We start from the raw sequence: 11,573 nt of genomic DNA on the forward strand, positions 1-11,573 counted from the left end.
TGGACGCTGCTGCGTCGAGCGTTGAGTCGCTTGAGTCGGATGGCGCCGCGATTTTGAGTTCCGAAGGCGACGAGCCATTCACACTTACGCCATGTAACGCGACCTGAACCTCTTCAGTGCAAATGCGCACTGGACCCTGTCGGTCAATAGGTCCGGCGCGCCGATCGGTGTAATCCTCAACCGCCCAGCTTGTCGGCGGTCAGCGGCAGGCTGCGCACGCGGACGCCGGTGGCATCGAATGTCGCGTTGGCGACGGCGGCCGCCGCGCCGACGATGCCGATCTCGCCGATGCCCTTGGAGCCCATCGGGTTGGCGTGCACGTCGACCTCGTCGAGCCAGTGCGCCTCGAGGTGGCCGATGTCGGCGTGCGACGCGACGTGGTACTGCGCGAGGTCGTGGTTGGGCATCAGACCGCTGGGGTCGATCACCGTCTCCTCGTGCAGGGCGGCCGACAGGCCCATGACCATGCCGCCGAGCAGCTGCGACCGCGCGGTCGTCGGGTTGATGATCCGACCGGCCGAGAAGACGCTGACCATGCGCGGCACCCGCACCTCGCCGGTGTGCGCGTCGACGTGCGCCTCGACGAAGTGCGCACCGAAGGAGTGGATCGAGAACGACTCGGCGTCAGGGTTCTTGGGCTGGCCCGCACGCGTCACCGAGCCGGGAGCGGGTGAGTCGCCGTGCTGCTCGCGGAACGCACGGCCCGCGGCGACGATCGCGGTGCCCCACGACGTGGTGCCGGCGGACCCGCCGGCCACGGTGGCGAACGGCAGCGTCGTGTCGCCGATGCGCAGGTCGATCGAGCCGACCGGGCAGCCGAGCGCGTCGGCCGCGATCTGCGCCAGGATCGTCCGGGCGCCGGTGCCGATGTCGACGGCGCCGATGCTGACGGCGAGCCGGCCGTCGGCCAGCGCCTCGACCTCGGCCTCGTTGCCGGGCATGACGTTCAGCGGGTAGGTGGCACTGGCGACGCCCTGGCCGACCAGCCAGCGGCCCTGGCGCCGCGTGCGCGGCGGTACCCCGGTCTGCCAGCCGAAGCGGTCGGCACCCTCTCGCAGGCACTCGACCAGGTGACGCTGCGACCACGGGTTGCCCGACTCGGGGTCGCTCTCGGGGTCGTTGCGCACACGCAGCTCGACCGGGTCGACGCCCGTCGCCACGGCGAGCTCGTCCATCGCGAGCTCGAGCGCGAACGAGCCGGGCGCCTCGCCCGGTGCCCGCATCCACGACGCGACGGGCACATCGAGCGCGTGCAGGCGGTGCGACGTGCGCCGGTTCGGCGAGTCGTACATCAGGCGGGTGGCGACGGCCGTCTGCTCGGCGAACTCCTTGACGCGCGAGGTGTGCTCGACCACCTCGTGCCAGGTGGCGGCGAGGCGGCCGTCGGCGTCGGCGCCGAGGCGCACGCGCTGGACGGTCGGCGTGCGGTGGCCCCCGAGCGTGAACGTCTGCTGGCGGGTCAGCGGCAGTTTCACCGGCCGGCCGTGCGTGTGCCTGGCCGCCAGCGCGGCGGCGACGACGTTCGCGTGCGGCATGCCCTTGGAGCCGAAGCCTCCGCCGACGAACGGCGCCACGACCTCCACCTGGTCGGCGTCGAGCGCGAACAGCGGCGCGAGCGTCGTCCGCACGGGGTGCACGCCCTGCGTCGAGTCGAGCAGCACGAGGCGGTCGCGACCGTCGTGCCGGTCCCACGTCGCCACGGTCTGGTGCGGCTCCATCGGGCTGTTGTGCTGCACTGGCGTCTCGTAGACGGCGTCGACGGTGAACGCGGCGGCGGCCAGCGCGGCCTCGACGTCGCCAGTGTCGGTGTCGGTCTCGAACGCGGGGTTCACCTGCTCGGGTGCGTAGAGGTCGGCCGACCCGGCGTCGAGGACGGCCTCGTGGGGCTGCTCGTCGTAGGTCACCTGCACCAGCCGGGCGGCCTCGCGGGCCGTCTCGGGGTCCTCGGCGACCACGATCGCGACGATCTGGCCGCGGAACCCGACCTGGTCGGACTGCAGCACGGACAGCTCGGTGTCGGAGGTGTCGGCCAGCGGGTGCACGTTCTCGTGCGTGACGACGTCGAGGACGCCGCCCTGCGCGAAGGCCTCGGTAGTGTCGATCGCCGTGACGCGGCCGCGGGCGATGCTGCTCAGCACCAGGTGCCCGTAGGTGGCCTGGTCGACCGGGTGCTCGTAGGCGTAGGCGGCGGTGCCGGTGACCTTGCCCCACGCGTCCGCACGGGTGCGCGCGGTGCCGATCTCGCTGGTCTCGAGCTGCGTCATCGGGTCTCCTCCCCCGCCAGGCCGTTCAGCACGGCGACGACGGTGCTGCGGGTCATGGGGATCTTGAAGGCGTTGTCCTCGGTCGGGCTCGCGGTGGCGAGCTCGGCCTGGACGGCGTCGGCGAACGCCGCCTCGGTGGCCGGTCCGCCGATCAGGGCCTGCTCGGCGACGCGGGCGCGCCACGGCCGCGTGCCCACCCCGCCGAGGGCCAGTCGGACGTCCTGGACGACGCCGTCGCGCACCTCGATCGAGGCGGCGACCGACACCAGCGCGAACGCGTACGACGCGCGGTCGCGCACCTTGCGGTAGGCGGACCGCCGGGCCATCGGCAGCGGCGGGAGCTCGACGGCGGTGATCAGCTCGCCGTGCTCCAGGACGGTTTCGAGGTCGGGGCGGTCCTCGGGCAGGCGGTGGAAGTGCTCGAGCGCGACGCGGCGCTCGCCGCCGGGCCCGAGGACGACGACCTCGGCGTCCAGGGCGACCATCGCGACGGCCATGTCGGACGGGTGCGCGGCCTGGCAGTCCTGGGAGGTGCCGAGGATCGCGTGGTAGCGCGTCCAGCCGCTGAGCGCGGCGCAGCCCGCCCCGGGCTCGCGCTTGTTGCAGGCGGCCGTGACGTCCTGGAAGTAGGCGCACCGGGTGCGCTGCAGCAGGTTGCCGCCGGTCGTGGCGACGTTGCGCAGCTGACCCGACGCGCCGGCGAGCAGCGCGTGGCTCAGCACCGGGTAGAGCTGACGCACGAGCGGGTGCGCGGCGAGGTCGGAGTTGCGGACGGTGGCCCCGATGCGCAGCCCGCCGCCCTCCTGCTCGGTGACCTGGTCGAGCGGCAGACGGGAGACGTCCACCAGGTGCTCGGGCGTGACGAGGCCGAGCTTGAGGTGGTCGACGAGGTTGGTGCCACCGGCGACGAACATCGCGTCGGGGTCGGCGGTCACGGTGGCCACGGCGCCGTCGGCGTCGGTGGCGCGGTCGTAGGCGAACGGCTTCATGCGCGGGCTGCCTCCTCGATGGCGGCGACGATGTTGGTGTAGGCGCCGCACCGGCAGAGGTTGCCGCTCATGCGCTCGCGGATCTCGTCCTCGTCGAGGTCGATGTCGGCCTCGAGGTCGTCCGACACCGCGCTCGGGTGGCCGGCCTTGACCTCGTCGAGCATGCCGACGGCCGAGCAGATCTGGCCGGGCGTGCAGTAGCCGCACTGGAAGCCGTCGTGGTCGACGAACGCCTGCTGGACGGGGTGCAGCTCGTCGCCGTCGACGAGGCCCGCCGCGGTGGTGATCTGCGAGCCGTCGTGCATCACGGCGAGGCTGAGGCAGCTCAGCTCGCGCCGGCCGTCCACGAGCACCGTGCAGGCACCGCACTGGCCGTGGTCGCACCCCTTCTTGGGCGAGGTGTTGCCGAGGCGGTCGCGCAGGGCGTCCAGGACGGTGGTGCGGGTGTCGACGGCGAGCGTGTGCTCGGTGCCGTCGACCCGCCAGGTGAGATCGCGTTCCATGCGCTCGACGCTAGGCGCGACGGTCCCCCGCCACCGAACGAAAGGTGTGGCTCACCTGGCTTGCGCGGGCGGGGTCCGGCGGTACCAGTGCACGTCCCAGAAGCGGCCGAGCCCGAAGCCGGCCTCGTCGAACGTGCCGACGTGCTCGAACCCGTGCCGCAGGTGCAGGCGGACCGACGCCTCGTTGGGATGGGCGATCCCGGCGAAGCAGCGGTGGACACCCGCAGCGTCGACCTCGGCGAGCAGGGCGCCGTACAGATCGCTGCCCGCCCCGTGACCGGCCGCGTCTGGGTGCAGGTACACCGACGTCTCGACCGAGGTGACGTAGGCGGGCACGGCGCGGAACGGGCTGCTGGTCGTGTACAGAGCCCCGGTCCGGGGAACTATTGAGGTGTCGGTCCGTCGCGCAGGCATGGTGCCGCGGAAGCGGCTGCACGTCGGTACTCGCGACGGCGAGACCGGGGTGTTCCTCGTGCCACGAGCACAAGCGTTTGCAGACGTGCTGAGAGGTGCCGTGGAGGAGCAAGGGGGCGCCTACGGCGAGTCGGTTCCAGTGACTGCAGTCAAATCGACCCCGTCTGGTGCGTTCTGGACTTCTTCGCGGGTGGAAGTTGGCGGTGGCGGTTGCCACCGCACTGTTCATGGCGTCTGGCGGCATCGTCAGCGTGGTGCGAGCCCAAACGCCAATTGGCGCGGTGTGGAACGATGCCTTCTGGTTGCAATTGGATCTTTCCTGTGTGTGGCGTGGCTCGGGCCTGCTTGGCGTCGATGCGTGACCGCAAGCCGTAGTCGATCCCGCGGTCATCGCGCTCCGGGTGACGATCCCCAGGCGACACGTGACAGTCGAGGTTTTCTCTGTGGGTCTAGCGCCGCCCCGATGGGGTCGTGGACGGGCCTGCCAACGGCTACCGTTCCGTCATGACTGGTGACCCGAACAGCGGTGAGAGCAGCGTTCAGGTGCTCTACGACGGGGACACTCACGTGCATTACGGTTTTGTGCATCTGACCTCAGGGGTAAACCTGCCTGACCTCGCCGACGCTTTCTTGGGCCAACGCAATGGGCTGCTTGGTGCGTCCAATACCGGCTCGCTGACGTTCCAAACCGGTCTACACACCGGGGCGGTGCCCGTCCTGGTGGAACTGCACGACACCGAGCCAGCAACGGTCGAGCGGTTTGAGGACGTGGTCGAGGCGTCTCTGACCACCGAATCGACCGACCTCGTCCTTGCGACCTTCGACGACTCGACGCCGGTGACGCTTCCCACCGGCTCGTACCGGGCCCGCCTGTCCGCAACGGGCATGGATGCCGCTCACGCAGCAGACACCCGAACAGGTCGGGCCGAGCTCGACTCCTATCTCCTGCAGCTGTGGCCCGCGCCGGCCGCCGACGACGTCGTGATCCGAGTCGGAAGCGCCTACGCCCGCTACCGGCACGACCCGAGAGCACAGACGATCGCCGCAACACCGCAACCGGTGCCGCCGGCGGCTACACCGCCCGGCGCACCCAGTGGCACCACAGCCGACTTCGGGACCATCTTCGACGTCGTCGCGATGAGAGGCGGGAGACCTGGCAGCGCCGGCATGCGAATACCGGCCGATGCCTTGCCTGTGGTGATCTACGAGGACATGGCAGACCCGGGCTGCGAGATCTTCCACACCACAGTCATGCCTCGCCTGCTCACTCTCATCACCACCGGTCAACTGACAGTGGAGCATCGACTCGTCGCCTACGGCGACGACGAGTCCCACCGGTTCGCTCAAGTCGCGGCCTGCGTCATTGACGCCGTCGGATCCGACGGCCTCCACAGACTCCACCACATGGTCGGAGGCCCGCTTGGTCTCAGCGGCTCTCCCGCGTGGGCGCTGCGAATGGCATCGGGCATCGCCCGCCGCGACATCGAACCAGACGTTATCTCTGGACGCTTCGCCCCCTGGGTCGACGCAGCTACCGCCGCAGCTCGCAACAGCGGGATCCTGAATCTCCCCAGGATCACCGTGCAAAACGAGCAATTGGACCCTCAAACCGCCAGCGACCCAGACCAAGTGCTTGAGATCATCCAAAATCATCTAAAAACGCACGAGCAACCTTCGCGCGGAACGTGACCACTAGGGGTACGCCCACCGGGACTTCGGAGCGAGCGTCGGCGCAAGAAAGTGCGAGTAGCAGTGAACCAAGTGGCCGGGTGAGCCATCGAACCGATGAAGCCACCTCGACTTCACGCTTCGCCAACAGGAGAACCACATGCACGTCATCGGCAAGCTCGCCGCATCCGCCCTCGCGGGCACCCTGGTCGCCATCGCCGCTCCCAGCGCTCTCGCCGCTCCCCCGCCGGTGCCGACACACCTGAGCCCGGCGGTCAGGGTCGTCGGGCTCACCACCTCCAACGGCCTCACCTCGATCGACACCGGCAAGGGCAAAGCATCGAGAACCAAGGCCATCAAGGGCATCGCCAGCAGCGAGGACGTCGTCGGCATCGACTACCGGCCCGCCAACAACAAGCTCTACGGCCTGGTGCAGCGGTCCAACGGCGCCCTGCGGGTGGTCAAGATCAGCCCCGCAACGGGCCGCACGTACGCCTCACACACACTCATCGCAGCCAGCGGCCGCGCCGTCACCTCCACCGCCTCGAGCCTGGGCACCGACTTCGACCCCGTCAGCGGTCTCATGCGCGTGGTCGACGTCAACCGCAACAACGTGCGCGTGAACGTCGACACCGGACTGACCGTCGTCGACGGCACGCTCCACAACGCCCGCGGTGACCAGTACGAGGTCGTCATCCCCCGCGTGCCAGCCCTCGCCTTCACCAATAGCGCCAAAGGTGCGTCCCAGACCGTCGGCTACACCCTGAATGCCGTCAACCAGACCATCGAGAGCCTCGACCCCGCCGACGACGGCACCCTCAACACCGAGGGCTACACCGTCGACGTCCGCGGCAAGACCGGCTACGACATCGCCACCCTCGGCGGCAGAACGAACGTCGCACTCATCTCCAACACCAGCGGCGACCAGACCAGGATCTACCGGGTCAACATCCCTGAGGGAAACATCAACGACGCCGGCGTCCTGCAGAAGGTGCAGATCAAGGCCAAGAAGATCAAGGACATCGCGGCACCCACCGGACGCTGAACACCCCACGCCACGGTGGTGAGGCCCCACCGCCCCACCACCGTGGCAACACCTCAAAAGTCGGGCAGACCGCCCAACTCATCAGGTGACGGGTTGCCCACGACAGCGCGTAAACACTTTGCACGAAGCACAGCGTCCTCGAGACGATCCTTGACCGGCGCCGGCCGCTGGTCATTTCGGGCTAGCGCCCTTGCCACGTCGTCAAGCATGCGCGATTGCCCTGGGGGTCGGCAAGCACCCAGAACGCCGGGGCAGCGGTGTCGTCGACCAGCTCGCCGCCGGCCTTGAGCGCGGCGGCGATGCGGGTCTGGATCACCTCGGGCGGGACTCGCAGGTCGAGGTGCCAGCGCTGCCGCGGGACGTCGTGGGTCTCGGTGGGCTGGAACCAGATCGACGCGCGGCGCCCGGTGGCATCGCGGAGCTGCAGCTCGCCCCATGCCTCCACCGTGTCGTAGTCGAGCAGGGCCGCCCAGAACGGCCTGATCTGGCCTCATCGGCCGAGTCGAGTCCGAGCTCGAGGACACTGGTGCGCTCCGGGCGCGGTGTGACCCCGCCGAGGTCGTGGGCCAGGTTGCTGATCGTGCGTGCCAGTGCCACGTCGCGCGAGGTGACGCCGCCGGTGTCGTGGGTGATCAGCCGGATGTCGAGCCGCCCGTGGCTCAGGTCGAGGTCGGGATGGTGGTCCGCCTGCTCGGCGGCGACCGCGATCGCGTCGACGAGCCGGACCGCGGTGGCGAAGTCGCCGGTGTCGAAGCTGGCGTGCAGCCGGTCGATCAGCATCCGCCAGTCTTCGAGCCCTTCCTCGACCAGCTCCAGCTCCGTCAGCGTGTGCGTCGGGTCGGGCGTGGTGTCGTCGTTGAGTCCACCTCGGCTCACCTCCAAGCGTGGGTCCGAACCTTGCCCGGACGGCCAAGCAACTTGCGGCCGTCGGGTGGACTGATCGTGGCACGATCCGCCGACACGCTGCCGAAAAATCCCGTTCGGGGAGAACCACCGACTTAGATCCACTTGACCGACCAGTCAAGACCGACCCACCAGTGGGGGACACCGCTTTGGTCGCGCTCCGCATGACGATCCGGCTGAGGCTCGTGTTCAGGGTGCCAGCTCTTTAGAGCGGCCAGGGCTTGGTCCAAGTTGTGTCGACGCTTCCGTGTGTAGACGAGCAGGACCGGCATGGGTATGGCAATGGCGAGCCCAATGAGGCTCAGCCACCAGATGCCGGCGACTAGTCCACCTACCGCGAGCGCGATCCCTGCTGCGACCGCTACGACTGACTGCACGAACACGAACGTCTTGTTCGGCCGGGCCTTCTCGAGGTCGCGCCTCAGTTCCGCGCGGTTCGCGTCGGGTGCGACCTCTCCCGTTAGCACCGCGCGACGAAAATCCGCTCCCCACTGGCGCCGAATGAGCACGACAAACACCGCCAGCATCACGACTATCCCGACGAGGACGATGATTATGATCGGCCACTGCGCGGACTCTGGGAGGTGTGTGAGCCCAAACCGCAGGAAGATGACGAGCGCTACGGAGACAACCACGGCGATCACGTTCAAAACCTTGATGCGCCTGCGGCGGGCAGCCGCTTCGTCTGACGTCTCGCTCATCGTCCCTCCCCGAGAACGCTGGGGCCGACCCGGACGGCCCCAGCACGCCGAAGATAGGACGCGCCTCCGCGAGTCCTGCTCGGTGACTGTCCCAATCCTCCGAACTTCTCTGTTCCTCGAATGCCCGTCCCGCGACGACCACACCTGGCATGACGACCCCTGCGGAACGTCCGCGAGTGTAGGCGGGTGCGCGGTCCCGGTCAGGGTTCCTCCCCCGGCACGCGACGTGGGCGCCGCCCCTGGTAAATCCGGGACCTTACTTGGGGCCGCGATCAGGGTGCGCTGGTCGGCGAGCTGTTGAGCTTCGAGATCACTAGGCGCCCCGGCGCCTACGCGGGCAAACTTGTCCGGTGCGCGCCAGACCGTCCCCCCATGCCCGTGAAACAGCCCGGGCAGTGTCGCGGGCTGAGGCTGGCAAGACGCTCGATCTGCCCGAGATCACCGCACTGCTCGCGGCTTGCGGTCCAGAGCTCGACCGGCTGACGGCGGTGGCGAGGCGGGTGCGCGACGCCGGGCTCGTCGCGGCGGGGCGGCCGGCGATGGTCACCTTCAGCAAGAAGGTCTTCATCCCGCTCACGCGTCTGTGCCGCGACCGGTGCCACTACTGCACGTTCGTCACCCCGCCCACCCAGGGTCGCCCAGCTTTCCTGAGTCCCGACGAGGTCCTTGCCACCGCCGAGCAGGGGGCCGCGCTGGGGTGCAAGGAGGCCCTGTTCACGCTCGGTGACCGCCCGGAGGACCGGTGGCCCGAGGCCCGGACATGGCTCGAAGAGGCCGGCTACGACAGCACCCTGGAGTACGTGCGCGCGATGAGCGTGCTCGTGCTGGAGCGCACCGGCCTGCTGCCCCACCTCAACCCCGGCGTCATGTCGTGGTCGGAGATGGCGCGCCTCAAGCCGGTCGCCCCGAGCATGGGCATGATGCTCGAGACCACGTCGACGCGGCTTACCGAGAAGGGCAACGCCCACCACAGGTCGCCCGACAAGGAGCCCGTGGTGCGCCTGCGCGTCCTCGAGGACGCGGGACGGCTCAACGTCCCGTTCACCACCGGGCTGCTTATCGGCATCGGCGAGCACCTCGACGAGCGCGCCGAGTCCCTGGTCGCCCTGAGCCGAATCGCGCGGCAGTACGGAGGGATCCAGGAGGTGATCGTTCAGAACTTCCGGGCCAAGCCCGACACCGCGATGCGCCACGCGTCGGACCTGCCGCTGGAGGAGTACCTCGCCGCGATCGCCACCACGCGCGTCGTGATGGGCCCGTCCGCGCGCGTCCAGGCCCCGCCGAACCTGGTGGACCTCGCCGAGTGCCGCCTGCTGCTCGACGCCGGGATCGACGACTTCGGCGGCATCAGCCCGCTGACGCCCGACCACGTGAACCCCGAGCGTCCGTGGCCCGAGATCGGCGCGCTGCGCACCCTGGTCGCCGGCGCGGGCATGACGCTGCGCGAGCGGCTCACCGCCCACCCGCCCTACCTCGACGTTCCGTGGCTGGACCCGCGGCTGTCGGCCCACGTCCGGGCCCTGGCAGGACCCGACGGTCTTGCCGATGAGACGGCGCTCGCCGTCGGCCTGCCGTGGCAGGAGCCCGACGGCGGCTCGGAGACCACCGGACGGTCCGACCTGCACACCGCGGTGGACACCGACGGTCGTAGCGACGACCGCCGGTCGGACTTCGAGGACGTGTACGGCGACTGGGGCGTGTTGCGCGAGAAGGTCGCCGCCGACGCCCGCCCGCAGCGTCTCGACTCTGACGTCTCGGCCGCGCTCCGCGAGGCCGAGCGCCGCACATCGGGCATGAGCGCAGCCGCCGCGCTGATGCTGATGACCGCCGACGAGGGACCGGCCATCGACGCCGTCGCGCGCCTGGCCGACGATCTGCGCCGGGACACCGTCGGCGACACCGTCACCTACGTCGTCAACCGGAACATCAACTTCACCAACGTCTGCTACACCGGCTGCCGCTTCTGCGCGTTCGCGCAGCGCAAGTCCGACGCCGACGCGTACTCCCTCGGCCTGGACGAGATCGTCGCCCGCGCCCACGAGGCCGTCGAGGTGGGTGCCACCGAGGTGTGCCTCCAGGGCGGCATCGACCCCGAGCTCCCTGGCACCACCTACGCCGAGATCGCACGCGCGGTCAAGGGTGCCGAGCCGTCCCTGCACGTGCACGCTTTCTCGCCCATGGAGGTGATGAACGGCGTCGCCCGCACGGGTCTGTCCGTCCGGGAATTCCTGCTCTCGCTTAAGGAGGCCGGCGTCGACTCCCTGCCCGGCACGGCCGCCGAGATCCTCGACGACGACGTCCGTTGGGTGCTCACCAAGGGCAAGCTGCCCACCGCGCAGTGGATCGACGTCGTCACGACCGCGCACTCGGTCGGCCTGCCCACGACGGCCACGATGATGTACGGGCACGTTGACCACCCCCGGCACTGGGTCGAACACCTCCGCACCCTGGCCGCCCTCCAAGCCGAGACCGGCGGGTTCTCCGAGTTCGTCCCGCTGCCCTTCGTGCACCAGTCCTCGCCCATCTACCTCGCCGGCGTCGCACGCCCAGGCCCCTCGGTGCGAGACAACCGCGCCGTCCACGCGATGGCGCGGATCATGCTGCACGGGCTCGTAGACAACATCCAGACCTCCTGGGTCAAGCTCGGCCCCGACCAGTGCACCCAGGTGCTGCACGGTGGCGTCAACGACCTCGGCGGCACCCTGATGGAGGAGACCATCAGCCGCATGGCCGGCTCCACCAACGGGTCACGCAAGAGCGTCCGGCAGCTGCACGACATGGCCGCCGCCGCCGGACGGCCCGCACGCCAGCGCACCACCGACTACGGCCCGGTGCCGCATCCCACCCCTGCAATATCGTGAACTCCTGTTTACGGATCACCAATATTTCCACCGTGAGGAATAAGCGCACACACCCCACATCATCCTCCGCAGGCCCGACCCGCGACGGGAACGCGCACCGAGACTTCGGCGTGAGCGTCACCAATCCGACATTGCCACCCAGTAGGAAATCCTTCGTCGCCTGCGTGCTCTCGCGAGCGTCAGCGCAGGAGAGTGCGAGTAGCAGTGAACCAAGTGGCCGCGTGA

10 protein-coding genes and 1 pseudogene are annotated in these 11,573 nt (G+C 69.5%); 4 read left to right on the forward strand and 7 right to left on the reverse strand.

Features of this window, described 5'->3' with window-relative positions:
* Positions 1 to 176: 176 nt before the first annotated feature.
* The 4 genes from ACI6PP_RS21430 to ACI6PP_RS21445 are packed head-to-tail and all read right to left on the reverse strand — an operon-like array spanning position 177 to position 4,170.
* Entirely contained in the window at positions 177 to 2,264 is a 2,088-nt protein-coding gene (locus ACI6PP_RS21430) for a xanthine dehydrogenase family protein molybdopterin-binding subunit (protein ID WP_421113740.1), read from the reverse strand.
* On the reverse strand, positions 2,261 to 3,253 hold the full coding sequence (locus ACI6PP_RS21435) for an FAD binding domain-containing protein (RefSeq protein ID WP_421113741.1): 993 nt from the start codon (positions 3,251 to 3,253) through the stop codon (positions 2,261 to 2,263). The genes ACI6PP_RS21430 and ACI6PP_RS21435 overlap by 4 nt, the downstream gene beginning before the upstream one ends.
* Positions 3,250 to 3,756: a 2Fe-2S iron-sulfur cluster-binding protein gene (locus ACI6PP_RS21440; RefSeq protein WP_421113742.1), complete on the reverse strand. Its 507-nt coding sequence runs from the start codon at positions 3,754 to 3,756 to the stop codon at positions 3,250 to 3,252. The genes ACI6PP_RS21435 and ACI6PP_RS21440 overlap by 4 nt, the downstream gene beginning before the upstream one ends.
* Positions 3,757 to 3,807: 51 nt before the next feature.
* Positions 3,808 to 4,170 carry a GNAT family N-acetyltransferase gene (locus tag ACI6PP_RS21445; protein WP_421113743.1) on the reverse strand — a complete coding sequence of 121 codons (363 nt, stop codon included), beginning with the start codon at positions 4,168 to 4,170 and terminating at the stop codon, positions 3,808 to 3,810.
* Positions 4,171 to 4,373: 203 nt separating this feature from the next.
* On the opposite strand from ACI6PP_RS21445, the gene ACI6PP_RS21450 reads away from it, so the two are divergent.
* From ACI6PP_RS21450 to ACI6PP_RS21460, 3 genes are all read left to right on the forward strand, one after another.
* Positions 4,374 to 4,532 (forward strand): hypothetical protein, encoded by a 159-nt coding sequence (locus ACI6PP_RS21450; RefSeq protein WP_421113745.1) that lies wholly within the window; start codon positions 4,374 to 4,376, stop codon positions 4,530 to 4,532.
* A gap of 142 nt (positions 4,533 to 4,674) precedes the next feature.
* Entirely contained in the window at positions 4,675 to 5,859 is a 1,185-nt protein-coding gene (locus ACI6PP_RS21455) for a DsbA family protein (RefSeq protein ID WP_421113746.1), read from the forward strand.
* 139 nt (positions 5,860 to 5,998) lie between these two features.
* Positions 5,999 to 6,883, forward strand: a complete 885-nt coding sequence (locus tag ACI6PP_RS21460; protein ID WP_421113747.1) for a DUF4394 domain-containing protein — start codon at positions 5,999 to 6,001, stop codon at positions 6,881 to 6,883.
* A gap of 181 nt (positions 6,884 to 7,064) precedes the next feature.
* On the opposite strand, the gene ACI6PP_RS21465 is transcribed toward ACI6PP_RS21460, so the two are convergent.
* The 3 genes and pseudogenes from ACI6PP_RS21465 to ACI6PP_RS21475 form a co-directional block, all read right to left on the reverse strand.
* Positions 7,065 to 7,367 carry a VOC family protein gene (locus ACI6PP_RS21465; RefSeq protein ID WP_421113750.1) on the reverse strand — a complete coding sequence of 101 codons (303 nt, stop codon included), beginning with the start codon at positions 7,365 to 7,367 and terminating at the stop codon, positions 7,065 to 7,067.
* 146 nt (positions 7,368 to 7,513) lie between these two features.
* Positions 7,514 to 7,663: pseudogene (locus ACI6PP_RS21470) on the reverse strand (4a-hydroxytetrahydrobiopterin dehydratase); the annotation flags it as partial.
* 218 nt (positions 7,664 to 7,881) lie between these two features.
* Positions 7,882 to 8,487 (reverse strand): hypothetical protein, encoded by a 606-nt coding sequence (locus tag ACI6PP_RS21475; protein WP_421113748.1) that lies wholly within the window; start codon positions 8,485 to 8,487, stop codon positions 7,882 to 7,884.
* 350 nt (positions 8,488 to 8,837) lie between these two features.
* On the opposite strand from ACI6PP_RS21475, the gene ACI6PP_RS21480 reads away from it, so the two are divergent.
* The gene (locus tag ACI6PP_RS21480) at positions 8,838 to 11,348 is read left to right on the forward strand and encodes a bifunctional FO biosynthesis protein CofGH (RefSeq protein WP_421113749.1); all 2,511 of its coding nucleotides are present in this window, start codon (positions 8,838 to 8,840) and stop codon (positions 11,346 to 11,348) included.
* Positions 11,349 to 11,573 lie beyond the last annotated feature (225 nt).

Source organism: Solicola agrisoli (assembly GCF_049059935.1).
In the GTDB taxonomy this organism is placed as follows: domain Bacteria; phylum Actinomycetota; class Actinomycetes; order Propionibacteriales; family Nocardioidaceae; genus JAURVT01.

What these genes read in the sequence shown, in the direction of transcription:
- ACI6PP_RS21430 (WP_421113740.1), bottom strand. Translation starts at nt 2,264, where the DNA reads ATGACGCAGCTCGAGACCAGCGAGATCGGCACCGCGCGCACCCGTGCG.
- ACI6PP_RS21435 (WP_421113741.1), bottom strand. Translation starts at nt 3,253, where the DNA reads ATGAAGCCGTTCGCCTACGACCGCGCCACCGACGCCGACGGCGCCGTG.
- ACI6PP_RS21440 (WP_421113742.1), bottom strand. Translation starts at nt 3,756, where the DNA reads ATGGAACGCGATCTCACCTGGCGGGTCGACGGCACCGAGCACACGCTC.
- ACI6PP_RS21445 (WP_421113743.1), bottom strand. Translation starts at nt 4,170, where the DNA reads ATGCCTGCGCGACGGACCGACACCTCAATAGTTCCCCGGACCGGGGCT.
- ACI6PP_RS21455 (WP_421113746.1), top strand. Translation starts at nt 4,675, where the DNA reads ATGACTGGTGACCCGAACAGCGGTGAGAGCAGCGTTCAGGTGCTCTAC.
- ACI6PP_RS21460 (WP_421113747.1), top strand. Translation starts at nt 5,999, where the DNA reads ATGCACGTCATCGGCAAGCTCGCCGCATCCGCCCTCGCGGGCACCCTG.
- ACI6PP_RS21475 (WP_421113748.1), bottom strand. Translation starts at nt 8,487, where the DNA reads ATGAGCGAGACGTCAGACGAAGCGGCTGCCCGCCGCAGGCGCATCAAG.